The sequence below is a fragment of the Kangiella japonica genome (assembly GCF_039523535.1).
In the GTDB taxonomy this organism is placed as follows: Bacteria; Pseudomonadota; Gammaproteobacteria; order Enterobacterales; family Kangiellaceae; genus Kangiella; species Kangiella japonica.
Genome location: NZ_BAAAFM010000003.1, coordinates 285,292 through 309,632 on the forward strand (window position 1 = coordinate 285,292; position 24,341 = coordinate 309,632).

Annotated in this window: 20 protein-coding genes; 7 read left to right on the top strand and 13 right to left on the bottom strand. The window is 43.4% G+C overall.

The window, feature by feature from the left end:
- Positions 1–87: 87 nt before the first annotated feature.
- The 6 genes from ABD128_RS04750 to ABD128_RS04775 form a co-directional block, all read right to left on the bottom strand.
- On the bottom strand, positions 88–1,992 hold the full coding sequence (locus tag ABD128_RS04750; protein WP_343987285.1) for a M12 family metallo-peptidase: 1,905 nt from the start codon (positions 1,990–1,992) through the stop codon (positions 88–90).
- Between the two features lie 188 nt (positions 1,993–2,180).
- Entirely contained in the window at positions 2,181–4,193 is a 2,013-nt protein-coding gene (asnB, locus tag ABD128_RS04755) for an asparagine synthase (glutamine-hydrolyzing) (protein WP_343987288.1), read from the bottom strand.
- A 53-nt stretch (positions 4,194–4,246) separates the two neighbouring features.
- Positions 4,247–5,305 carry an aspartate/ornithine carbamoyltransferase family protein gene (locus ABD128_RS04760; RefSeq protein WP_425545680.1) on the bottom strand — a complete coding sequence of 353 codons (1,059 nt, stop codon included), beginning with the start codon at positions 5,303–5,305 and terminating at the stop codon, positions 4,247–4,249.
- Between the two features lie 5 nt (positions 5,306–5,310).
- Entirely contained in the window at positions 5,311–5,433 is a 123-nt protein-coding gene (locus ABD128_RS04765; protein ID WP_343987293.1) for a hypothetical protein, read from the bottom strand.
- Positions 5,430–6,857 (bottom strand): sodium:solute symporter family protein, encoded by a 1,428-nt coding sequence (locus tag ABD128_RS04770; RefSeq protein ID WP_343987295.1) that lies wholly within the window; start codon positions 6,855–6,857, stop codon positions 5,430–5,432. Before ABD128_RS04770 ends, ABD128_RS04765 begins: the two co-directional genes overlap by 4 nt.
- A gap of 2 nt (positions 6,858–6,859) precedes the next feature.
- The gene (locus ABD128_RS04775) at positions 6,860–7,411 is read right to left on the bottom strand and encodes a hypothetical protein (protein ID WP_343987298.1); all 552 of its coding nucleotides are present in this window, start codon (positions 7,409–7,411) and stop codon (positions 6,860–6,862) included.
- 112 nt (positions 7,412–7,523) lie between these two features.
- Between ABD128_RS04775 and ABD128_RS04780 the strand changes: the two genes are divergently transcribed.
- Positions 7,524–8,753: a Zn-dependent hydrolase gene (locus ABD128_RS04780; protein WP_343989357.1), complete on the top strand. Its 1,230-nt coding sequence runs from the start codon at positions 7,524–7,526 to the stop codon at positions 8,751–8,753.
- A gap of 95 nt (positions 8,754–8,848) precedes the next feature.
- Here the strand turns inward: ABD128_RS04780 and ABD128_RS04785 are convergent, their stop codons facing one another.
- From ABD128_RS04785 to tcdA, 3 genes are all read right to left on the bottom strand, one after another.
- Positions 8,849–9,322, bottom strand: a complete 474-nt coding sequence (locus ABD128_RS04785) for an Hsp20 family protein (RefSeq protein ID WP_343987301.1) — start codon at positions 9,320–9,322, stop codon at positions 8,849–8,851.
- Positions 9,323–9,511: 189 nt separating this feature from the next.
- Entirely contained in the window at positions 9,512–11,473 is a 1,962-nt protein-coding gene (locus ABD128_RS04790; protein WP_343987304.1) for a S9 family peptidase, read from the bottom strand.
- 58 nt (positions 11,474–11,531) lie between these two features.
- On the bottom strand, positions 11,532–12,305 hold the full coding sequence (gene tcdA, locus ABD128_RS04795) for a tRNA cyclic N6-threonylcarbamoyladenosine(37) synthase TcdA (RefSeq protein WP_343987307.1): 774 nt from the start codon (positions 12,303–12,305) through the stop codon (positions 11,532–11,534).
- Between the two features lie 137 nt (positions 12,306–12,442).
- On the opposite strand from tcdA, the gene ABD128_RS04800 reads away from it, so the two are divergent.
- Positions 12,443–13,198, top strand: a complete 756-nt coding sequence (locus tag ABD128_RS04800; RefSeq protein ID WP_343987310.1) for a TIGR04219 family outer membrane beta-barrel protein — start codon at positions 12,443–12,445, stop codon at positions 13,196–13,198.
- 45 nt (positions 13,199–13,243) lie between these two features.
- Here ABD128_RS04800 and ABD128_RS04805 read toward each other — a convergent pair whose 3' ends face one another.
- Entirely contained in the window at positions 13,244–14,623 is a 1,380-nt protein-coding gene (locus ABD128_RS04805) for an AmpG family muropeptide MFS transporter (RefSeq protein WP_343987313.1), read from the bottom strand.
- Positions 14,624–14,660: 37 nt separating this feature from the next.
- Here ABD128_RS04805 and msrB point away from each other — a divergent pair, with 37 nt between their 5' ends.
- Positions 14,661–15,929 (top strand): peptide-methionine (R)-S-oxide reductase MsrB, encoded by a 1,269-nt coding sequence (gene msrB, locus ABD128_RS04810; protein WP_343987316.1) that lies wholly within the window; start codon positions 14,661–14,663, stop codon positions 15,927–15,929.
- Positions 15,926–16,438 carry a thioredoxin family protein gene (locus ABD128_RS04815; RefSeq protein ID WP_343987319.1) on the top strand — a complete coding sequence of 171 codons (513 nt, stop codon included), beginning with the start codon at positions 15,926–15,928 and terminating at the stop codon, positions 16,436–16,438. The genes msrB and ABD128_RS04815 overlap by 4 nt, the downstream gene beginning before the upstream one ends.
- Here ABD128_RS04815 and ABD128_RS04820 read toward each other — a convergent pair.
- Both ABD128_RS04820 and ABD128_RS04825 read right to left on the bottom strand, forming a co-directional pair.
- Positions 16,435–17,145: an SPOR domain-containing protein gene (locus ABD128_RS04820; RefSeq protein ID WP_343987322.1), complete on the bottom strand. Its 711-nt coding sequence runs from the start codon at positions 17,143–17,145 to the stop codon at positions 16,435–16,437. The two genes, ABD128_RS04815 and ABD128_RS04820, sit on opposite strands and share 4 nt — an antisense overlap.
- Positions 17,146–17,224: 79 nt before the next feature.
- Positions 17,225–18,040, bottom strand: coding sequence for a tetratricopeptide repeat protein (locus tag ABD128_RS04825; protein ID WP_343987324.1), 816 nt, complete (start codon positions 18,038–18,040; stop codon positions 17,225–17,227).
- Positions 18,041–18,130: 90 nt separating this feature from the next.
- Between ABD128_RS04825 and ABD128_RS04830 the strand changes: the two genes are divergently transcribed.
- Both ABD128_RS04830 and ABD128_RS04835 read left to right on the top strand, forming a co-directional pair.
- Positions 18,131–18,742, top strand: a complete 612-nt coding sequence (locus ABD128_RS04830; protein WP_343987327.1) for a malonic semialdehyde reductase — start codon at positions 18,131–18,133, stop codon at positions 18,740–18,742.
- An 11-nt stretch (positions 18,743–18,753) separates the two neighbouring features.
- Complete coding sequence (locus ABD128_RS04835; RefSeq protein ID WP_343987330.1) at positions 18,754–19,626, top strand: BPSS1780 family membrane protein; 873 nt, start codon at positions 18,754–18,756, stop codon at positions 19,624–19,626.
- An 81-nt stretch (positions 19,627–19,707) separates the two neighbouring features.
- Here the strand turns inward: ABD128_RS04835 and ABD128_RS04840 are convergent, their stop codons facing one another.
- Positions 19,708–22,128 carry a prolyl oligopeptidase family serine peptidase gene (locus ABD128_RS04840; protein WP_425545681.1) on the bottom strand — a complete coding sequence of 807 codons (2,421 nt, stop codon included), beginning with the start codon at positions 22,126–22,128 and terminating at the stop codon, positions 19,708–19,710.
- Positions 22,129–22,537: 409 nt separating this feature from the next.
- On the opposite strand from ABD128_RS04840, the gene ABD128_RS04845 reads away from it, so the two are divergent.
- Positions 22,538–24,262 carry a M28 family metallopeptidase gene (locus ABD128_RS04845; RefSeq protein WP_343987335.1) on the top strand — a complete coding sequence of 575 codons (1,725 nt, stop codon included), beginning with the start codon at positions 22,538–22,540 and terminating at the stop codon, positions 24,260–24,262.
- The last annotated feature ends 79 nt before the right edge of the window (positions 24,263–24,341 follow it).

The window sequence follows — 24,341 nt, forward strand, 5'->3', positions numbered from 1 at the left end:
AGCTTGAGAATGGAGCTTGAGAATTGAACTGGGGATGATAAAACTGCAAGAGCAGGAGTACCCTTGCAGTTTTAAGGTCAAAACTCGTTATTTTGGAATGCTGTATTGCAGTGTCGCTGTTGCTGAACCACTGTAACTATACACGTACCAACGGTAATATCCCGCAGAGCCATTGTACTCAATGGTTTCATCGTTACTTGGCGTGTAGCTCGAGTCTACAGTTACCCACTGACGACCATTCCATTTCTGGAAGTAGAGGTCAAAGTCAGTATTGCTGCTACTGCTACTTAGCTTTGCTTTATGAATTCCTGCTTGTGAGTAGTAATAGCCGTAATTGTTTCTTGGGAAAATAGTGCTGTAACGGCTATACACATAGGCCGACTCTGTGTAGTCATAATCGTCACCACCATCGTCTTCTCCATAATCCGCGATAATACTCACATTTCTGCTAGTCGTTTCTGCGTGGAGCATTATGTAATAGGTGCCTCGCATAGCATCAGCAAAGCTACAGGTTTCACTATTGCTACCTGCACTTTCACTAGCACAATCATGGTTATTTTGATCAGCTCGGCCTTCGTAGGTGACATATAAACTGACATCACCGCTACCGCCAGAAGTACTGATGGTTAAGTTTTTATCGTTATTTGGAACAACTATTTTATAAGCTTGGGATTTACCGGCTTCAAGTATTGCTAGGTTTTTTGATTGCCCTTTTTCAAGTTCAATGACCTCAACTGGATCATCATCATCACCACCATCACGGAAGCCGGCAACAATGGCTCGGGTGTCGTTCAAACGACGTGCATTGTTGTGATAGGCTGTGCCCGTTGGAACGCCTCGATAGGTAATATCAGGATTTGAAAAGTTATTAATCACTGGACACCAGTTACACGAGCTTCCGTAAGCCATAATGGTGTGATAATTATTACTTAAGATATGTCCATAGTTGTACTGGTATGGTCCAGGTGTTCCACCAGCATTCGCCTCATCATGTTGAAGCCCCATGTTGTGACCAAACTCATGGGCCACAGTCCAACCGCCCATACAGTTACGACGTGTTACTTGGAATCCGCGCGATGCAAAATTAGGGCTTGGGTTCGCCATGTACCAACCTAAACCACATAAATTCCCTGGGTTTTCAACGAGAAAACCGACCAAGTCCGCGCCATACTGGTTTCTAAGACTAGCAACTCCTGAGTTGTTCGTTACCCAGTCAAGATCGGTATAACCACTACCCGTTTCTGTATAAGCCACTTCGCCGGTATAGACCAAAGTTACATTCGCATCAACTTGGCTATTGGATAAAGAAAGGTTCATTTGATCGACTGACTGCTGTGCTAGCGCTCTAATGTTACTCTCTGAGCCAGCACCATATTTGGCAGCCGATGTATAAATCAACATCACATCTACATTACTCGTAGCGTTCACGGAATCAGCAGTATCAAACTGCGAGTCAAGTTGCGAAGAGAAATCATGCTCATACTCTAGTCCGCTGTCCTTTCCACCACCGCACGCATATTCACGGCCAAGAATAGGCTCTACTATCGAGACACCATCACTTTTTGGCGTGATTTTATAGCTTGTCTCACCGAGCATAATCGTTCCAGCAAAGGCTTTACTGTCTGCGGTATTAAAAGCGACTTGGTAGTCTGGCTGACCTTTGACGTGACCAAATAATGAATAACTTTCACCGAAATTATCATTCGCTCGATTAATGACGATGTCGTGGATGCTACCGTCTGGTAGGCTGACTTGAAACTCAACCGTCTGCTGGTTGGCCGTACTCATTTCTGAGTTTTGGATGGTTTGATACTGTTGGTCAAGGAATGACATGTCCACTCTAACAGTCATCGCGGCATGGCTTTTGACGTGTGACTTTTGATCATCAGCAAAAACAGTACTGTGTTGATGATAATCTATCGGCTCGAATAAGTCGGCAGCTTGCACATTGACTGCCGCCAATAAGCCACTGACAAATATTAATTTTTTCATAATTTACCCCTCAATTTATTGTAATAAGCAAAAGCAAAAAATCTGCGCCTATGCACTGTTTATTATAAACGAAGGGACCTCAAGATCATCTCAGATTTATTCAAATAAAGCGCAGCGCACTAACTATTTCCTTATTGTGTGCGCTGGTTTGTAGTTTCGAAGATTTGTTTTTTACAGTAGCTTCAAATTTACGCAGCCCAGCCCAACTCATGAGCCTTTGCAGCAGCCTTTTTAGGAATATCTTGCTCTACAAAATGATGGTGCAACAGTTGGACGCCCAAAACATGGTTCAAAAGTGCATCCATCTGCACTTTATGATCTCGTGGCACACTGGGATCAGCATGGCTATCGATCATCTGCTTCAAGGCGTCATAATCGATGAGCCCCGCTTCTTTAATCTTTTGCTCGCTGGCGAACTCTTCCATCAGCTCCATTAAAGCATTCCACTTCTTTTCGTCGGTGTGTGCCGGTGGCGCCATAAAGGCAAACTTTTGGCGTTTATAAAGTGTTTCTGGAAGCAACCCTTTCATCGCTTCTTTAAGAACGTACTTTTCTACCGGCCCTTTAATCCGCATCTGTGGCGGAATATTCACCGCGTAATCTGCTAGGTAGTGATCTAGGAATGGAGGGCGCGCTTCCATCGAATTTGCCATGTCCACTCGATCTCCGCCCCAAGTAAGAATCTGACCTTCCAGCATTGTTTTAATCCAAACATACTGGGCTTTATCGAGAGGATGGCGCCCTTCTAGCTGAGTCTCATCAAATTGCTCAGCTATCGCGCTACCAGCATCATAGCTCTTAATGTTTGCTTGATGATCTTTATTCATTAAGTTACGCGCAAAGCCGTCGCATCCCATCCAGCTTTGAATACAGGTTGGAGTAAAGCCGACTTTTTGGTTAATGGCTTCGGACTTAAATTCTTCCCGGGGTAACATAGCGCCTTTAAAAAGTTCATTTGATTCGGCCAAAGTAGACTGCAACTCACTTCTTAAGTTGTCAGGTAAGTCGGATAAGCCATAAAGAAACATATCTTTACGGAAAGCAGGATACCCCGCAAACAACTCATCACTGCCCTCGCCCGTCAGTACGACTTTATACCCCTGCTCACGAACCTTCTGGCTCATCAGCAACTTGGCAACGCCTAGGGTGTTATAAATCGTGCGCTCGGTGTGCCAGATGGTTCGTTCAAAATGATCATAAAGGTGCTCCGCAGACAAAGGCAGAATAATTTGCTCCGCTCCTGTCATCTCAGCCATTTCAGTAGCAATCGGCGTTTCATCATAATCTGCATCATCAAAGCCAATGGTGAAGGCTTTTACAGGATCCTGTCGCACCGATGCAGAAAGCCCTAAAATTGAGCAAGAGTCGATACCACCGGAAAGGTAGGCTCCAACGGGAACATCCGCGTTTAGGCGTAAATGTACCGCTTCAAGCAACTGCTCGCGCACCCCTTCGATATATTCTTCTTCGTCTTTTACATTAAGGTGTGCTTCGGCTTGTGGGAAATTAATGTCCCAATACTTATGTTGTTCAATATTAAGCTTCCCATCTTTTCGCTGAATTTTAATCCAGTGGCCAGGTGGCACTTGGTTGATTCCTTTAAAAGCCGTAGAGCCTGGTACCATGACCTGGATCAATTGGTGATACAAACCTTCAGAATCAATTTCTCGCTTTACGTCCGGATGCGCGAATAGCACTTTCAATTCTGAGCCAAAAACAACTCCATGCTCTGTTTCAGTCCAATATAGCGGCTTAATACCAAATCGATCACGCACCAAGTACATGGTTTCTTCTTCACGATCATAAATTGAAAAAGCAAACTCACCACGCAGCTGCTCAACGGTCTTTGCAATGCCGTAATGGGGGTACATTTGTAAGACTAATTCTGAATCGCTTTTTGTGCCAAAGCGTGCACCCTGCGCGGTCATCGAGGCTCGGATACGCTGAAAATCATAGAACTCACCGTTATGCACCATCATGTAGCGGCCATCATTGCTCACATGCGGTTGACGACCACGTTCTTCGTCTAAGTCAATGATCGTCAATCGCGCATGGCTTAGGCCAACACCCGCGCCTTGTGGGTTATGATAACCAAAATTATCAGGCCCACGATGGTATTGAATCGCTGCCATATTAACTAAAGTTTGCGAATCTATTGCTCGGTTTTTATCGTTATGAATCACACCCGCGATTCCGCACATACACTAAATCTCCTCGGATTTTAGTTACAATAAGGGTTTTATTAAGTACTCAGTTACACTACGTCTAAGACACGCTCCGTCCGCTCGACCATGCACGTCAGTAGTGCCATTCTTAAAAAGACAGCGCCTCTGGCCTGTGAGAAATACCAGTTATGGGGAGTTTCATCCAAGTCTGTGGACAACTCATCGCCCCTGGCGAGAGGGTGCAAAATAATGGCATCTTTTTTTAGCGGCGAGTCTTTATCTAGCTTAAACTTAGTGCCGTGTTCTTCGTAAGAGTCGCCAACCCATGCAATAGCGTTGATATAAACTACATCTAGCGTTGGTAATATATCGTCAAGAGTACGGCTTACGGTTAAATTCAGTCCCTTAGCTTCAAGCTTTTCACGCTGACCTGGCGTAAAGATTTCATCTTCATCACTATCATGAATCAATACCACTTCTGCAAAGATATCGGGAAATAGTGCAAACAGTTTTAATAAACTGCGTACGGTACGCATAAAGCTCGGCACACCGATAACACCAATCTTTATTTTCGTGCCATTGTTTTCGAGTAACTCAGGCTTCCATTTAAAGATAGTATAAAGATCTGCCATCGCTTGCGTAGGATGTTCTCGCGTTCCGTTGCCGGCATTAATAATCGGAATTCGCAGTGTCGAGGTCATTTCTGTGACTGAGTCTTCGTTACTTTCACGCAAAACTACACAGTCGCCGTAGTTATTAAACATTTCACCAACATCCGCTAGCGACTCGCCTTTTGCGATTCCCGTTGTGGCACGGTCAGTAATCGACATGATGTCACCACCTAAACGATGCCAAGCACTTTCGAATGACAATCGAGTTCTTGTACTCGGTTCATAGAAAGCGCTGATTAGAATTTTCCCTTTTAAGGGATTGCTGTAGCGCTGTGGATTACTTTCAAACTTGCTTGCCAAGCGGAACAGTTGCAATATCGTGTCAGCTTCAAATTGCTCAGCAGACACAATATGTTGGTTAGATAAAACTTGTAGCTTATCGCCATCTTCTTGTATTCGTTTCAATAAAGCCTTCGGATGCGCATCACCAAACACATCGGGTTTGATTCGTGAAAACTTCATGCTGTCATCAACCATTGGGTTCACCATAGTTCTTCTTTTAACCAGTCCTTGATTAATAAAATAATTAAAATCACTGGCGAAAAGCAGGTCACTGCCATCGCCGCTATTACTAATGTTTCTAATGCTTCTAGAGAAATCGTCACTGGGTTTTCTCCATATCTTGTAAACGTTTCCAATCAAAGTTGTCATTTTTCACGAGTAAACCGATCATACAAATGACAAATGACATGATGCAGCTAAATAAAGCTGCAACATAGAAGCCGATCGTGTGATAGCCAACCAGCCCACTGATTGTTCCTAAGACTAAAGCTGCAGTTACAAAGTCTCCGGACATTCGACGTTGATACAGACCAAGAACAATCGGCCATATAGTGCTAGCAACGAAGGCACCCGTGAAATTTAATAAAGCGCCTAATGTTGTTATTTTAGGCAAACACAGCAGCCAAGTTACAAAACCAAGTCCCAGAATAACTAATTTGCTGATACGGTGTAATTTTTCTTTACTCGCTTTTTTATCAATCAAACCGTTATAAATATCCCTAGTCACTAGGTCGCTAGTAGCTGCTAATAGCGAATCCAAGCTAGAGGCTAAGGCTGAGAAAACTACAATAAAAACAAAGATGGCGCCGATATCACCGAGTAAGTTAGCAGCAACCATCGGGCCAACCATATCGCTTGAATCAGGATATAAACCTAACACCGGTGCCGATAGCGCAATAAACCCTGTCACAATCGGAATAGGTAACCATAATAGGCCCGACATTAAATAGGCTTTTTTGCCGATGCCTGGTCGGAATGCCAAGGCTCGAGACCACCAGACATTCGAATGAAAAATTTCACCTAAACCAAAGAATATATTATTGAAAAGGAACATCATTGCCGCAGGGAAAAGAAGATTCAGTAATTCAGGGTGATGCTCTTTGTTATAGTCGTAAACCTTTTCGAGGCCTACCGTTTGGTAACACACAAAGCCGATGAATAAGACACCGACAATAATAATAATGGTTTGAACATAGTCGGTAGCGATAACCGCTCGAAGCCCTCCGAGCAAGGTATAACCGACACAGATGGTAAGAATCACTGTCATTCCAAGGTGATAACTTAAACCGCTTAAGGTATTGAGTAAGACTCCACCAGCCATTCCTAAGCTCACCAACCAACCCATGGCGTAACAGAAAGAAACCACCAAAAATGCTATCCAAGCGGTTTTACCATAACGTACGCGTATAAAGTCTCCGCAGGTATATCCTTTGGGCATCAACTCTTTGATCCGCTTCGCCATTGGTGCGAAAAGGATTAAACCTAACGCCGCTAGCGAATAGCCGACCATACCCCAAATACCAAGCTCATATGTTAGCTGTGGAGCAACTAGTGTTGTGTTACTGGTGATCCAAGTTGCCATAGCTGTAGCGCCAGCAAACGCTAAACCAACGTTTCGCCCAGCCAACATAAAGTCATCAAGTGACTTATTTTTACGCCCTAGCCACCATCCAAAGAATATCCAAGCGGCACCAAAAATAACGAGTATTACCAACGCTGCTGTAATAGAGATAGGATTATAGTCCATAGTTATGCTTCTTCTTTATGTCGAAAGACTGTAACCAACATATAACCAATAAGTATTAAAAATAATGTGGCTCCAGAAAGAAAAATTAGCCAAACTTTTAACATCGAATGATGCTCAATGATAACTCGAACCGTGTTGCTCACGGCTTGCTTATTAGCATCAAATAACTTCGCGTAATAAACGCCATCGGAAAATCCGGTTAAGCTTATCGCACGCTGAGTGCTGTGAATTTTGATTGAATGGCTAACTTCTGAAAAGTTTTGATTTTTGGAGATATTTAGATGTGTTGCAGGGTGCTGATCATTATCGAGTAATGCACTTTTAATTACTGAAGATTCACCTTCGCTGTCACCCTCTAAAGCTTGCTGCTTAGAAGTGAGCGTTTCCTTCTCGGTGGGCCACACTAAATTAAAATGGCCAGCTGTAATTACCTCGTCCTTACCTTCCTTCAGCTGCAAATATATGGGACATTGCCGCCCATTACATTGACTGCCAGCTACCCCGCTACTTAATGTCAGCAGGAAGAGGAAGACCGGTACCACGTACTTGGTCATAACCTAAGGTTGCTGTCTCTGCGAAAGACAACCCACCTTAGCAAAGCTTTGAAATTAGATCAAACACGTGGTTATAATTTAATCATAAGCTCACCAACAACAAGGAAACATTATCTCTTCAATTAATATCGAACGAATTGAAAATGATTTATATGAATTATCAAAGTTTGGTTTTAACGAAAAAGATAAAGGAATTTATCGCCAAGGTTTGACAGAAATTGATATGGAAGCCCGACAATGGATGATGCAAAAATTTAAAGATGCAGGGCTCACAACACACATGGATGGCGCAGGCAACGTCTGTGGCCGTTTGGGTGATCCGGACAAACCTGCAATCCTCATAGGTTCGCACCTCGACTCAGTACCCGCTGGCGGGATGTTTGACGGTACTTTAGGCGTCGTTGCAGGTTTAGAATGCATCCGCGTTATCCAAGAAAATAATATCGACGTCAATTGCCCGATTGAAATCATCGGAACCAGTGAAGAAGAAGGTCGTTTTGGGGGCATGCTTGGTGCGCAGGCATTAAGCGGTAACCTGACTTTAGAATGGTTAGAGTCTGCACGAGATCCTAAAGGCGAATATCTAAAAGATGCGCTAGAAAAGTGTGGTTTAAATGTCCATGATACCTTGCGCGCTCGTCGCGATCCTTCGAGTATGAAAGCGTTTCTTGAGCTGCATATTGAGCAAGGTCCTGTCCTTGAAAATTCTAATAAGTGCATCGGTGTGGTCGATGGTATTTCTGGTGTTTTTAAATGGTTAGTGAAATTAAAGGGTAAAGCCGATCACGCCGGAACCGCACCAATGGATATGCGCAGTGATGCGTTCATGGGGCTTGCTGATTTTGCTCATGAAATTAGTCGTATTATCGACGAAGAAGGCACCGATAAAAGTCGTATCACTATCGGTCGAGTGGATTTAAAGCCGGGTTATGCCCACACCATTCCAGGTGAAGCACACTTTACTATTGTCGGCCGTGATATGCAGGAAGATGTCATGCATCAATTAGCCAACAGTTGTCGTAAAGTTTTGTCTTCCATAGCACGCAAACACAAACTCTACTTTGAGTATGAGCAAATGAGCTGGCTCGAGCCTAAACACTTTAGCCCAGAAGTTGTGGATTTAATTGAGGAAGAAGTTAAAGCCCTAGATTACTCTTATATGAAAATGCCTAGTGGCGCCGGTCATGATATTCAATTCTTTACCGATCTCACTCCCACTGGATTAATCTTTATACCGAGCGTCGGTGGCGTGAGTCACGCGCCTGACGAATGGTCGCATTGGGATGATGTTGAGAAAGGTACTCAAGTTTTACTCAATACATTATTGCGATTAGCACAATAATTGCAATGCTAGAATCATGCATAAAAAATAGGGGCCAGTGGCCCCTATTTATTTTCAACAAAGATTTTTATAAGCAAGATTTATGGTTTATAAAGTTAAGCGACCTTTTCGCTTTTCTCTGACTGATGTTCAATGGTTTTTGTATCCGCTTGACCAATTGAAATCTTCTTAGGCTTCATAGCCTCAGGGATTTCTTTAACCAAGTTAATCGTTAAAAGACCATTGCTCATGTTTGCGTCAGTCACTTCCACATAATCTGCTAAATTGAACTTTCGCTCGAAGGCTCTGTTGGCAATGCCTTGGTGCAAGAAATTGCGCTCTTTATCAGTGTCGGCTTTACGACCACGCACTGTTAAAACGCCTTTTTCTGTCTGGATATCCAGCTCATCGCGCTCAAATCCAGCAACAGCGATAGTAATTGCGTATTCGTTTTCATCGAGAATTTCGATGTCGTAAGGTGGGTAACCACCTGAGGTTTGTTCACCACGTAATGTGCTATCTAACAATGACGCTAAGCGATCAAAGCCAACACTACTACGGTATAAAGGTGTTAAATCGATTCTGTTCATAAGGTATATCCTCCATTAGAAGCAATATAAAATGTTGATGTTACGGCGCTAATCTCTCAGAGACTTAACGCTCATAGTCTATATAGGAACGAATCAATTTTTTTCAAGGGGTAGTAGCATCTGGAGATTTTAGACATCAAAAAAAAGCCACCCGAAGGTGGCTTAGAGTTGGATACTGAACGGCTTGGATTAATTACCGATATGCTCTTCTAAAAAGTCGAAGATTTGCTCAAATGATTCGATACGGTATTCAACTTTTTGGAAACCGTGACCATCTTCCCTGTAGTAAGTCTTGACCTCTTTTCCCGCCTTTTTCAGTGCTTCTTCCATAACATAAGCATTGTCGATTGGAACGCGAATATCATCTTCACCATGAATTAGGAACACTGGTACTTTTACTTTGTCGGCATTGTAAGCTGGGGAACGAGCTTCTAAAACATTTTCCTCTGATGAACTAAAGGCACGAGCTAGCCAGCTATTTTTGTAGGCTGTTGTTGCATTTCGGAATGAATCAGCTTTGTCCCACTGCAATTCAATATCATAAAGGCCAGCTTCAGGGATAACGCACTGATACAAGTCTGGATGACGAACTGCCGCATGCATTGAGGCGTAGCCTCCATAACTGATACCGTGCATACAGATGCGCTCTTTATCTGCAAATCCTTGTTTAATGGCCCAAAGCGTTGCATCGGCTAGATCGTCTTGCATCTTGGTTCCCCACTCCCCATAACCTGCTTCTTGGAAGTCTTTGCCGTAGTTACCCGAGCCACGATAGTTTAACTGAAGCACTAAGTAGCCTCGATTAGCTAATAACTGCGCACGCCAATCATAGCCCCAGAAATCAGTTACACCATAAGGACCACCATGCGGGAATACTACCATGGGGAGATCTTTTAATTCTTTACCATTTGGGATAGTCATTTGACCATACATTTTTAAACCGTCTCGAGCCTGCATAACGAATGGCTCTACAGAAGCCATCTGTGTTGGTTTTATATGCGGCATGGAGCTAGCAATGTACTTTGCTTTATTTGTTTTCCGATTAAACAAATAAAAGTCACCCGGATTTTTATCGCTAGATACCCTAACTACAGTTAGTGTCCCGTCATCGCTATAATTGCTCATGCTAACCCTAGAGCCTTTAAAGCTACTTCTTAGGTTTTTGTGGAACTTAACTTCTTCTACTGATGATTGCTCGTCTAAGTAATAATAACTTGGATATCCAGGCTCATAGTAAGCGCCAATCACTTCATCATCAGGCCCATATATACCGCCTAGGATATCAACGTCAGGGTGCCTAAATAATAGTTTTATATGTCTCGTTTCGGTATCAATTGCAAATAACCCCTTAACGCCATCATGATCGAGATCGTGATTTGAGGTGAAGTAAAATTTGTCGTTATCTTTATTAAATCCTATAGGAGCAACTGCCGGAATATCATCTCTTTTTCTTGGCAGGATAAGGGTTTCCCAATCACCATGCTTATTTTTTATGTGCAGACGTTGCACATCATCGGTCGCGTCATCTTCATCAACCAAGTCATACTCTACAGCAACTCTTGGTTCGTCGTTCAAATCGACATCAATTGAACGAATCATACCGTTTTCGCCTAAGGGACGAGGCGAGTCCGAGTTAAAATACATTTCACCTTTATAAATATCCATCCGATGCAGCTTTACATCTCGATCTTGCCAGTGGTACTTCCCAATCAAAATCTGTTCTGAGTTTTGATCGTATCTGGAAATAATTTCTAGATTTGAGCGTTGAAAATCCCACAAAATATCACGCTTAGTCCCATCAATATTTCCTGCGACCAACAAAGGATATTCTCTTGCGCCATCTAGCCAGCCAGTAATTTTCCTTTGTAGCATTAAAATTCTTTCGTTATTCGCCCAGTGAAACATAAGAACTTCTCTGTCATCACCAGCCTCAAAAGAGATTTTGATTTCTTTATTGTCTAAATCCATAACGGCTAATTTCACCTGGTTGCCATCTTCGTAGGTGAAAGCCACATGTTTTCCATCAGGAGATATTTTTGCAGACTTAAATTGTGATTTTTTAGCAAAGTCTTCTATCGGAATGACTTTAGACTGCGCAGTGGCTGAGAAAGCCATCAAAATGCCAAGCAGGAAAATGGTTATTTTTTTCATGTAAAATCCTTTCTAATAATTAGTTTTTCAGTAGTTTAAACGATGATAAGCGCTAGTTTTAGTGTTTTTTTGTAGCTAATTTCTTTAATAATAATCCCACGGCGAAGTAGCCAAATGTTGCTGTTATATGTGTAGCTGAGCCCATTCCTACGTCACACGCCATACGCAAGGCTCTATCCGAGTCGGGCTTTTGGTGAGTTATGCCCCCATCAGGTAAAGGGTAGGATAGTTGCTCAGTGGAATAGACGCAAGGAACCTGGTATTTGCGCTTCAGATTACTGGAAAATCCGTAGTCATAGCGCAAAATGTAGCGTGTTTTAGCAAGCAAGGGGTCATTATGGGTCCGTGTAATATCCGCCACAGTGATTTGCTGTGGGTCGACTTGGCCTCCTGCCCCACCAATACAAACGATTGGTATTTTGTTGCGCTTACAGTGACGAATTAAGGCTGCTTTACTTCGAGCGCTGTCAATCGCGTCGACCACGTAATCAAACTTGGTGTCTATCAACTCTCGAGTATTTTCTGGCTTCAATAAATCTTCGACCACAGTGACTTCACAATCAGGATTAATATCGGCAATGCGCTCGACTAAAACATCACATTTCCCCTTACCAACTGTACTCCCAAGCGCCACTAGCTGACGGTTAATATTACTTTCGCTCACTTCGTCAGGGTCAATCATGGTGATTTTACCGATTCCAGACCGAGCCAGCGCCTCAACCACCCAAGAGCCAACACCACCTACGCCAATAACGCATACATGAGATTCTTTAAATACTTCAAGCGCAGCTTGCCCATAAAGCCTCGCTATTCCACCAAATCGTTCGTCCACAATAATTTATCATTCAATAAAGATGTCACAATTATAGCAATTCATTCGTCTGGAAGTTAGAACAGTTGATAGGTTAGGTATTTTTTACCTATAAAAAGCTATAAAATAGCACCAAATATAAATAGAGGATATCCCCCATGAAATTACAGAAAACACTTATCGCAAGCGCCATTCTAGCCGCTTCAGGTACTGCAAGTGCTGACTTTATTGGCATATATGCTGGTGCAGAGCGCTGGAATTATGATCTAGACGGTTATGTTAGCTCAGGCGACCAGAATGTTGATTTAAACCAAGATCTTGGCTTTAAAGACAGCGACGACAATACCTATTACGTCGCTTTCGAGCATCCAGTACCTTTTCTACCTAATATTAAGGTCCAGCAAAACAATTTAGAAGGTAGCGCTATTGGCAATGCATCAAAGACTTTCACCTTCGATGGTGTTGTCTTCGCCGAAGGTAGCGAATTAACGTCTGCTTATGACTTTTCACATACTGACTACACTTTATATTACGAGTTACTCGATAACTGGGTAAATTTAGATCTAGGTTTAACGGCAAAAGAGTTTGATGGTTTTACTGAAATCAACTACACCGCGACAAATGGCGTTGTTGGCTCACGTTTAAACTTAAAAGGTACAGTTCCTACGATCTACGGTAAAGCTCAGTTCGACTTACCATTCACTGGCCTTAGAACAGGCGCCATCGTGAACATCGGCGAAAAATCTGGTGATAAAATTTCTGATATCAAAGCTTACGTTGCTTACGAGGGAGACAGCGGCTTTGGAGTGGAGCTAGGCTACCGCACATTTGACGTAGAGTTTGATAACTTTGATTCACTAGCTAGTGACATCAAGATCGACGGTATTTATGCAGGCTTTACGCTACACCTGTAACTGTATTTTGAGCAAAACCCTAAAAGGCGCTTCATGGCGCCTTTTTTATTGTTCCTTACTCAGCCTTCGCTCTCGATACAGTAACGCAAGAATTAATAAAAAGGCAGGGATTCCTAACGAAGCGGCGTAAGTAAAAAACATGGGATAGCCCCAGTTTTCGATGTTCACGCCACTGAAACCGCCTAAGATTTTTCCTGTTAAAGTCATCAAAGATGTATAAAGTGCAAACTGTGTGGCCGTAAACTCTTGGTTAATGAGCGTAGCAAAGTAAGCCATCAAGACCCCCATCGAAAAGCCTCCAGCCATGTTGTCCGCGCTAATCACAGCAATTAAAAAGCCCACATCTTTCGGTTGAGTCGCCATATATGCAAATAATAGGTTTGTTAAGATAACTAAAACAATTCCCCACAACAGACACCACAGGATTTTCACTTTATTGACGACATAGCCGCCAATGAAAGCACCTAAAATAGTCATGATAACGCCGTATATCTTTGAATAATCAGCGATTTCGTCCTTAGTAAAACCCATGTCGTCATAAAATACATTTGTCATAACACCTAGTACGATATCGCTAACGCGAAACGATAGAATAAAGGCTATGATTACCAAGCCCCACCATTTATAACGCTTAAAGAAGTCGACGAATGGCGATAACACGGCTTTTACGAAATACTGAAAAGCTGTTGATGATTCTATTTTATGTTTTAGCCTAACCTTATCTTCAGCTAAAGGTTGCAGTACTGTTTCAGTGATCTCCTTCTCGAGATCTGTTTCGCCGAGAACTTGCTTTTTATGTGGTGGCTCCGGTGATAGTAAGCCTCCAATAATACCAACGCCCATACAAAGCGCCATAACTTGGTAACTAGTTGACCAGTCAAAGTTAGCGGCTAACTTCAAAGCGCCAGCTCCAGCAACAATCATCCCTAACCTATACCCCATAATATAAGTTGCTGCCGCTGCACCTTGTTTTTTATCATCGTTTGACTCTACCCGAAAAGCATCTATCACTATGTCTTGGGTTGCAGACAAAAACGCTGTTATTAAAGCGAATATTACCAACCGTTGAGTATGTGTGCCGGCGTCAGTCTGTGAAATCATGTATAGACCAATCGCGATCCCAACCTGTGCAAACAGGAGCCATCCTTTTCGCTTTCCCAATAAGCGACTGAGTATGGGCAGCTTAAAATTATCAACAACAGGCGACCAAAGAACTTTGATGGAGTATGCTAAACCAATCCACGAAGCGAAGCCTATTTCGCTTTTTGATATACCGGCGTCTTTAAGCAGTAAGGAGAGAGTTCCTAAAACCAATAACAAAGGAAGACCAGCCGAAAACCCAAGGAACAACATCCTAAAGACCTCAGGCTGAAAGTAGACAAAGTTTCGAATACTGTTCAGGAGTTTTTTTCTTGTTAAAATCACTATAAGATAATTCTCAATTCATTAATGATGGTACATCATGATTTCTATTCTTGGTGCTGGCGCGGTTGGCCAGTTGTTAGCTCATAAACTAACCGAAGCGTCTATCGATTGCCAGTTAATTGTCAGAGCCGAAAACAATGCTCGCTCAAGCCTATGGTGTCTGCATGACCAAGAGCAACAAATTTACCATGAAATTCCCACTATAACTGCCTCTGAATGTGATGAATTAGGGCAAGTTTGGCTTTGCGTCAAGTCTCATCAGCTAGAAACAGCTCTAGAGTCCATTAGCCACGCTATCAGCGATACCACCAAAATAGTCCTGTTTCAAAACGGTATGGGGCATGAGCAAATAGCGTTACGTTTTGTTAAGCCAGAACAAATCTATTTCGCTAGCAATACCCACGGCGCATTTGCCTCAGAATCAAACACCGTCCATTATGCAGGGCGTGGTTCTGTTACTTTTGGTAGTTTTCATACCACCGAGCCATCAGACTTTTTAAGCTCGAATGTTCTAGAAGCAGTCAATGGTCAGTGGCACTCAGACATTAAAACCGTTCTCTGGCAAAAGCTGTTTATTAATGCAGTAATTAATCCTTTAACCGCTATTTACCAGTGCAAAAACGGGGCTTTGCTTGATCATGACAAAAAACCAACAGTACTAGCTCTCATCAACGAAAATCAACGCCTTGCTGACCACCTCGACTTAAACTTTGAGCAAGCATTAAAAGATATTACTCTAAACGTTATCCAAGCCACAGCAGCCAATAACTCTTCGATGTTGCAAGATATTCAGCAGGGAAATCTTACGGAAATCAACGCTATTAACGGTTATTTGCTGGATCAAGCCGCGAAAATTAACGCGCCAGTTCCACATAATTGGCAATTGTGGAGCCAGTTTCATATAGCCCACCCTCCACTAAAATCTGTGGCGCAACAGCGCGCTAAAGAGCTAGACACACTCAGTTATCAAGTGACCCAGCAACATGGCACTGAGCCACCTTTTTCAGACGCATACAATTTGCATCAAGAAAAAGGCATTTATCATTGCGTCTGTTGTGAGTCGCCACTTTTTCGTCATGACTCTAAATTTGACGCAGGGTGTGGCTGGCCAAGCTTCGATCGAGCGCAGGACAACAAAGCCATCGCTTATAAACAAGATCACAGCCATGGTATGACTCGCACCGAAATCCTCTGTGCCCAGTGTGGCTCACACCTTGGTCATGTTTTTGACGACGGCCCTACAGAAACCGGTCAGCGCTTTTGCGTAAACTCAGTAAGCCTTAACTTTAAACAGGACGACTCATGACAGCCAAACTCATATTTTTTGCTACTTTTTTTGGAACTATTGCTGCGTGCACAAGCCCTCATAGCGATAATAGCGAATCAGAAAACAGTCGCTTCGCTCAGCACATGGATGCCTCAGGCCCCATGACTATAGAGGAGTTGCAAAGCCAGTATCCATTGTTTGCAGTTAAAAGAAATAGTCCTTTAAATAGCGAGGCGCTCGAGCAACTTAATGCGGTAACTACCCCGACTCAAATCACTGCGTACCTTGGTACTTGGTGTCACGATAGCCAGCGTGAGATCCCAAGACTCATTCAGCTTAAAAAAGCACTTAGTAACCCCAATATACAACTGCAACTGATCACTCTAGATAGACAAAAGTCGGATAGTGAAGGGCTGGCTAAAAAAGCCGAAGTGAAATATACGCCAACGATAATCGTCTACCAAAACCAAGAAGAGCTCGGGCGCATTGTGGAAAGCACGGTAAAGCCCATAGAAATTGAGCTATTAGATATTATTAATATGGACTAGTTACTTAAGATCTTTTCAAAGGAAGTGCCAGTTCGCACCCAAGGAGACACTCCTAGCTGGCGCTTTTTCAACACTTTTGCAGCCCTTTCAGCGTCTAACTTACTATCGAAGCCCACTAATGCCACAGTGAAATAGTGCTTTCCTTTAACGAGAGTTTTAAAAACTGTCCCTTCTCCTAAGCGTCGTACAAACCGTTCGGCGGCGTCTTTTGTGCTGTAAGCCGCTAACTGTACAATCCAGGGCGATATCTCTATTGATTGGAGTTCTGACGAGCCTTTATCATTGATTGACTCTTGTGAAACTGATGACTCAGAGCCCTCGGTTAAGGAGGGTTCGCTAGGTGGGTTACTCACGATACTTGAGTTAACGGGCTGGGCACGGTTATTGTTTAGCTTGGGCGTCGAAAGTTCATTTACTCCCTCGCCTTCGTCCTCTATATCTAAAGTCGCTTCGTTAGCGCTATTATCTTGAGGTATTTCACCAACCGTCCACTGGGATTCAACTTCTGTAGACTTGGGCGGGGCGAGCTGCTTAAAGCTTGTATCATCTTTTTCACACACCCACTCTTTAGAATCTTGAGGCACACAAAACCATTGTTTATCCTGCTCTGCAAGGCTAGGAGCACCTTTATTGCTGACACAGCCACCAAGCCCAACGGCGACACTTAAGGAAATTAAACAAAGAGTTTTCGTATTAGTGTGTCTCATAAATTCCTTAATAAATTAATAATATAAAAGTCCAAGTCATATACTCAATGCTACAAAGTTCAACTTATCATTAGAGCAGTTAATCGAACAAGGTTTCTTCTAAAGGTTCTTCTTTTAGATAGTGCTCAAGATGCCTTTGGTAATACTCAATAAGTTTCGACGTACAGTTTTTGCACTCACCAGACTTGGCGAGCTCAATGACTCTCTGTTGCACCTCGACCGCTAATTCATACTGGCCGTTAGCCGCATAAGCAGCCGCTAACGTATCGAGATAACCATGACTTTTGGGGTATTTCTTCACTACTTTTAAGGCTAGCTCTACCGCCCCAGCTGGATCATACAGCTCACTGTCGCGAGCCAAGGCTTTAATCCATGCGAGATTATTCATAGCTCGTAGGTTGTTTTGTTTAACCGCCATTTGATACCAGTAGCTGGCTTCATTGGGGCTTGGTTTTTGCTTGGCACTACCAAATAGAAAAACATTCCCCATCCAATACTGCGCAACATCATCCCCAGCTTCAGCGTATTGCTGCATTCGGTGTAGTGCTTGCGCTACGCTTTCCGGGTCGTCCCCTTCTAGTAGAACCCTAACTGTTTGGTGAAATTCGGCTTTATAAAACCCCGAGCTGGCGGACGCTTCAATTAACGAACTTCCTTTAGCCTGCTGACCTTGCTCGATATAAATTAATCCGAGGTAATATTTTGCATCGGCATAGTTATGTTCCACTGCTTTTTCGCAATGTTTCACAGCTACCTTGTAACTTTTGGCATTAAAATGCGTTTCACATAATGCACTCGACTTATCATCTGAGTCACAAGCAGCGAGCATGACAACGGCTAAACCAATCATGCCCACATTCTTCACAGAAGAGGCGAAATGTCGGAATAATTTCATTAAGGTTTACAATTTTCTCAATAAAGATACCTTTATTATGGTAAAACAATCGGTAAAATGCACCATAAATCAAGTGATAAAGAGGTAATTATGTCAGATAACACTAAAAAGCATGCAGAGCCGCTAAGCCAAAGCGCTCTCGACACCCTATTCAACGAAGCTCGTACTTATAACGATTTTGAAGATACAGAAGTTTCAGACGAGCTATTACACAAATTACACGATTTGGTCAAAATGGCACCAACCTCAGCTAACTGCTGTCCGATGCGCGTGGTTTTTGTGAAAAGTGATGAAGCCAAAGCAAAGCTTAAAGACTGCTTGATGGAAGGTAACGTGGATAAAACCATGGCTGCGCCAGTTTGTGCCATCATTGGTATGGATATGGAGTTTTATGAGCATTTGCCAAAGCTATTCCCACATACGGATGCAAAGAGCTGGTTCGTGGGCAATGACTCATTTATTGAATCAACAGCTTTCCGTAATAGCTCGCTTCAAGGCGGTTACTTCATCATGGCAGCCCGCGCTTTAGGCTTGGACTGTGGCCCTATGTCAGGATTTAACCCAGGTAAAGTTAACGAGGCTTTCTTTTCGGGCACTAGCACTAAGGTTAACTTCTTGTGCAACCTTGGCTACGGCACAAAGAAAGACCTATTCCCAAGAAGCCCACGCTTTGACTTTGATGAAGTCAACTCTATCGTTTAGGGCTTGAAGTAATGGACAATAATAACGAGTTTATTCACGAGGACGAACAGAGCCCAAGCCCGTACGAGCCTGCACAAAGTCAGACAGTGTCGCCCCTGCGAGGCTTTTTCTGGCTGGAGCGCAGTTTAAGCGAAATCTATGCACCACACTTTAAAGTGTGGTTTATAGCCGCGCTAATTTACTCGCTAATGACGACGCTGATCCCTGCTTTATTGCCGCCGACAGCATTCTTGTTTGCTATCATTAATCCAATGTTAGTTGCCGGTTTATTATTAGGCGCACATGCGGTTTACATCAAGCAAGGCGGTGTCAAACCCCTTCAATTGTTCGAAGCTTTTAAACACCCGAACGTGGTACAGCTGATGGTCTACACTGTCTTAGCGATTGCTTTAGTAATAGTAGCAGTGATTGTGCTGATGTCGATTATTGGATTTGATACGCTGAACGCCATTGATTTTACAAGAGTTCAAGCTGGTGACGAAGCTTACACAAAGTCAGTTCTAAAGCAGATCTCACCTGCAATCCCGTGGGGAGTCTTACTGTTCTTGTTAATTTCTTTAGCGACTTGGTTTGCGGTTAGTCTTATATTATTTAGTGGACAAAACGCACTCCCGTCCTTGGGAAACAGCTTAGTTGGCGGACTTAAAAACTTCTTTGCCGTACTAGTGTTTGTATTAACCTTAATTGTCTGCGGTATTGTTATCGTTTTATTATCATCGTTAATATTAACCATGTTTGGCAGTCTCCTCGCTAACCCTTTGGTGAACCTCTTATTCAATGTCCTTATAAACACCTTGGTAATGCCAATATTTATCGGCGTTACTTACATCGCCTATCGTGAGATATTTTTAGGCGATATTACCAAGTCAGAGAATAGCTTATAAACACTAATAGGTATTCGCTGTAAAATAAAAAAGAGGAGCTTCGGCTCCTCTTTTTTATTAACTACAACTTATTATCGTGCTTTAGTCTTTCAAGTGCTCTTCAAACAAGTAGTAAATACGCTTGTACTCATCTAACCAACTTGATGGCTCTTTAAAACCGTGTGGTTCGATTGGATAAATCGCTGTTTCGAAATACTCGGTTTTCTCAAGCTCAATCAAACGCTGAACTAAGCGAACTGTATCTTTAAAGAATACGTTATCATCGACCATACCATGCGCAATCAGTAATGGTTTATTTAACCCTTCCGCAAACTCAATCGGCGAGCTACGCTCATAGGCCACAGGATCAACCTCTGGTGTATTGAGGATGTTTGATGTGTACGGATGATTGTAATGAACCCAGTCAGTTACAGGACGAAGTGCCGCACCAGCAGCGAACTCGTCAGGCGCTGTAAACAAGCCCATAAAAGTTAGGAAACCACCGTAAGAACCGCCATAGATACCAACGTTTTGGCGATCAACGTTTGCATTCGCCTCCATCCAGTTCGCACCATCAATAAGATCGACAACTTCCGGCGTACCCATCTTGCGGTAAATCGCCGTTCTCCAATCACGACCATAGCCCGCAGAGCCACGATAATCGATATCCAATACCACATAACCTTGCTGGTTTAAGAAGGTATGGAACATGAATTCACGGAAATAATTCGACCAGCCTTGGTGTGCGTTCTGCAAGTAGCCGGCACCATGAATAAAGATCACCGCTGGGTATTTTTCAGCTTTTTCAGCATCAAAATTTTCTGGCTTGTATAAACGCGCATAAATCGGCTGATCTGCTTCGCGCGAAGGAATCTCAACGTATTCAGGCTTCGACCAGTTAAAAGACTTAAACTTCTCTGAGGCTGTAAAAGTCAGTTGTTTCGCGTCGCCACCAGCAACAGGCTTTACAAAAAGCTCTGGCGGGCTCAAGGCTTCAGAGTGTGTAATAAGGACTTTAGAGCTATCTGGAGACAGCACATAATCATTCTTACCACCTAAATCCGTCACTGCTTCTGAATCACCACCATCAGCATCCACACGGTAAACTTCGTAGATACCAGGGTGCTTTTTGTTCGCACGGTAATACAAATAATTACTGTTTGGATCTTTTGTCACGCTATCGACAATATAACGCCCTTTGGTTAAAGCGCTTGGTCGTCTGCCTAGCTCTTTCACATGAAGATGACTGTAGCCCGTGTCTTCAGAGGTAAAAAAGATAGTCTCGTTATTAACCCAACCAAAATCGTTGAAGTTCCAGTCGTTAACCCAAGCCATATCACGCAAGTGATGCTCGGTGTTAAGCTCTTTACCTTCAGTGTCTAGGCTTACTAACCAGCGGTCTTTATTGTCGTCCGAATAAAGCATGATCATCGCTTTATCGCCCTTAGCATTCCACTCGATGCCACGGTTAGCAATCCAATCAAACACGGCAACGCCACGCGGCTGTTTATCAGCTTTGTACTTTTCGCCATTGCGTTTCGCGGTTGCACGCTTAATGTCAGCCAGTGGATCGTCGCTTAGCTTTGGTAAGTCATCATAAGAAAGCTCAGTTTTTTCACCGCTTACCAAATCCAACAAGTAAAGCGTTTCATGACGCGGGATATAAGTTCCGACTAAAGGGCGAACCGTTTCATTCTTAACGTAACCATCTTCGGTGACAAAGCGTGGCATATTGTCGCTACGGCCCTTTTTATCAGACTTTTCATAAGTCCCCACCACCACGAATTGGCCGTTTGGCGAGAGGCTTAGAGTATGAATTTCTTTTTTGCCTAAATACCAAGGGTCGTTAACGGCGCGAGGGCTGCTTGCTTTGATTTCTTTGTGGCGCTTTTTATTATGAGCACGATCTTCTTGCTTTAAGCGAACATAATCAAAATAGCGCGTTTGTTGCTTCTCTAAATAACCAGGTTCTTTTTCTTTTGCAGGATCATCTTTTAAGCGAATATCAGCAATTTGCGTCACTAAGCCAGTTGCTAGATCAATACTATAGAACGAATTTCCTTTGCGATATGCGACTTTGTCATTGCCAATAAACTGTGGAGTCCCTTCATTGGCAAGTGTTTTAGTAAGCTGACGCACATCACCGGAATCTAAATACTTAACGTACAAATCGCCCTGTAAATTATAAGCCTTAAGCTTCTTATTCGGGCTCAAGGTCCCACGATTACTGTCCACTTCGAAGAGCTCAGCATCGCTTACTGTGGTCAATTTGTTATTAGATAAGTCTAAACGCCACAATTGACGCTCGCTGAAACCTTTGACTTTTTGACGATAGTAAATCGCTTTGCCATCGTCAGCCCAGTAAGGCGACTCCGGAGCATTACCTATCCAATCAGGATTAGCCATAACTTGCTCAAGCGTTAATACGGTCGTTTGCGCATCTTTCGCTTCGCTACTTGCGGCGAAAGCAAGGCCTGTAGCAATACCAGCTGCCACAAGCCACGATTTGACGGATTGTTTTATAACCACTTAATTACTCCACATTGCAATAAGATGATTCTGTGCCCACTGGGACACTGTAGGCTTTAGAGTTTGAAAGATAGTCCATTTCAAGGCTCATGAGCAGTTCAGCAAGAGTAACACTCTCGGATACGGCTGTAACCCTGACATGCACGCAATTAATAGCCTTCCAACGAAAACTGACATGCACTTTATACTGGGCAAATGGATTTGGCAAGGCAATAGCCAAGACAGAGCTTCTCTTAATTATAGCTACCCGTAACTGCGACTTAGAGCCCGAAATACGCCTAAAGCAACTAGCTAGGCGCTAGATTAGAGTTCGCTGATTTAAAACAAGCTTTAACCATCAAAGCATTGAGATTCGTCGACACCATGGGTAATATGAGCCGACTCATTAAACAAAGGTAGTACTATGAAAAAAACAACCTTAAGTTTGTCTATCGCTGCGCTTTTGCTATCAGCTTGTGGCGACGATAAGACAAATAAGAACCCAGACAGCTCGCAAGCTGTTGATAAAAAAGAACAAGTAGCAGAAGTCAGCACAAAGAAAGATACCAATGATACGCCTGACTCTTTCCTTGCTGCTTATAACAATATCGATCTTGACGTGTATAAAGAGCGCGTCAAAACCTTATCAAGCGACGAATTCGAAGGTCGTAGCCCTGCGACAGAAGGTGGTCGTAAAACTTCTGAATACTTGAAAAAGCAGTTTGCAGCGGTAGGCGCGAAGCCTGGTAATGGCGACAGCTATTTCCAACAGGTGCCACTTATCAGCATCGAAGCAGACTCAAACATGGAGTTGCAATTAGGTGATTCGACTTTGGAATACAGCAAAGATTTTGTTGCTGGAACTTCGCAAACGGTTGAATCTATTAGCTTAGATAACTCAGAGTTGGTATACGTGGGCTATGGCGTGGTTGCTCCTGAGTATGACTGGAACGATTACGAAGGCGTTGATATGGAAGGCAAAACTGCCGTAATCCTAATTAACGACCCTGGTTTTGCTCAGCCTGACGCAGGCATTTTCCAAGGCAAAGCCATGACCTATTATGGTCGCTGGACTTATAAATACGAAGAAGCCGCACGCCAAGGCGCTGCTGGTGCCATCATTATCCACGATACAGCTCCTGCTTCTTATGGTTGGAATGTTGTGTCTAGCAGTTGGTCGGGCCCACAATACCACTTACCAAGCACGGGTAATGAGCCTAAGGTAAAAGCTGAAATGTGGATTACCTTAGATCAGGCGCACAACCTCTTTAAGCAATCAGGCTTAGACTTGGCTGAAATGCAGAAAAAAGCGTTAAGCAAAGACTTCAAGCCAGTGCCTCTAAAAAGCACAGCATCCGTAACAATCAACAACACTATCGAAGAGTCGCAATCCGCTAACGTTATTGCGACAATTCCTGGCAAAAAGCGTCCTGACGAGCACGTTATCTATATGGCACACTGGGATCACCTAGGCTCACGTAAAGGTGTTGATGGCGACCATATTTATAATGGCGCGATCGATAACGCGACAGGTACAGCAGGTATTATCAGTATTGCCGAAGCTTTCAGCCAGCTGGAAGAAGCTCCTGATCGTAGCGTAACGTTTGTGGCGGTTACAGCCGAAGAGCAAGGTTTGCTCGGCTCAAAGTATTTCGCAGCTAACCCAACAGTTCCTTTGAATAAAATCGTTGGCGCATTCAACATCGACAGCATGAACACCAGTGGCCGCATGAAAGACTTCACCGTCGTTGGTTACCCGAAATCTGAAGTTGAAACCTTCGTTGAGCAAGCAGCCAAGCGCCAAAACCGTGCTTTAAGTCCAGAGAGCGCACCTGAGCGTGGCGGCTATTACCGCTCTGATCACTTCAGCTTAGCGAAGTTTGGTGTGCCAGCTGTTTATGGCGGTGGCGGTACCGAGCTACAAGACGATGCTGATAAAGAAGCAGCCAAAAAGTGGGCTGAAATGCGTGGCAAATGCTACCATGAGCTGTGTGATGAATACCAAGAAGACTGGGTATGGCAGGCAGCTTTAGACGATGTCCAAATCTTCTTTGAAGCTGGTTATTTACTCAGCAACAGCGATCAGTTCCCGAACTGGTACGAAGGCACTGAGTTTAAAAGCATTCGTGACGAAAGCTTAAAACAGTAGCCTCAAGCCCTCCATGCCGAATCTCTCGGCATGGAGACTTTCACCTTTCCCCCTAAACTCTTTCAACTCCTCTGACACT

Bases quoted from the DNA above. Each gene is read 5' to 3' on its own strand.
- ABD128_RS04750 (WP_343987285.1), bottom strand. From the start codon at position 1,992: ATGAAAAAATTAATATTTGTCAGTGGCTTATTGGCGGCAGTCAATGTG.
- asnB (WP_343987288.1), bottom strand. From the start codon at position 4,193: ATGTGCGGAATCGCGGGTGTGATTCATAACGATAAAAACCGAGCAATA.
- ABD128_RS04760 (WP_425545680.1), bottom strand. From the start codon at position 5,305: ATGGTTGATGACAGCATGAAGTTTTCACGAATCAAACCCGATGTGTTT.
- ABD128_RS04770 (WP_343987295.1), bottom strand. From the start codon at position 6,857: ATGGACTATAATCCTATCTCTATTACAGCAGCGTTGGTAATACTCGTT.
- ABD128_RS04775 (WP_343987298.1), bottom strand. From the start codon at position 7,411: ATGACCAAGTACGTGGTACCGGTCTTCCTCTTCCTGCTGACATTAAGT.
- ABD128_RS04785 (WP_343987301.1), bottom strand. From the start codon at position 9,322: ATGAACAGAATCGATTTAACACCTTTATACCGTAGTAGTGTTGGCTTT.
- ABD128_RS04790 (WP_343987304.1), bottom strand. From the start codon at position 11,473: ATGAAAAAAATAACCATTTTCCTGCTTGGCATTTTGATGGCTTTCTCA.
- ABD128_RS04800 (WP_343987310.1), top strand. From the start codon at position 12,443: ATGAAATTACAGAAAACACTTATCGCAAGCGCCATTCTAGCCGCTTCA.
- msrB (WP_343987316.1), top strand. From the start codon at position 14,661: ATGATTTCTATTCTTGGTGCTGGCGCGGTTGGCCAGTTGTTAGCTCAT.
- ABD128_RS04815 (WP_343987319.1), top strand. From the start codon at position 15,926: ATGACAGCCAAACTCATATTTTTTGCTACTTTTTTTGGAACTATTGCT.
- ABD128_RS04820 (WP_343987322.1), bottom strand. From the start codon at position 17,145: ATGAGACACACTAATACGAAAACTCTTTGTTTAATTTCCTTAAGTGTC.
- ABD128_RS04825 (WP_343987324.1), bottom strand. From the start codon at position 18,040: ATGAAATTATTCCGACATTTCGCCTCTTCTGTGAAGAATGTGGGCATG.
- ABD128_RS04830 (WP_343987327.1), top strand. From the start codon at position 18,131: ATGTCAGATAACACTAAAAAGCATGCAGAGCCGCTAAGCCAAAGCGCT.
- ABD128_RS04835 (WP_343987330.1), top strand. From the start codon at position 18,754: ATGGACAATAATAACGAGTTTATTCACGAGGACGAACAGAGCCCAAGC.
- ABD128_RS04845 (WP_343987335.1), top strand. From the start codon at position 22,538: ATGAAAAAAACAACCTTAAGTTTGTCTATCGCTGCGCTTTTGCTATCA.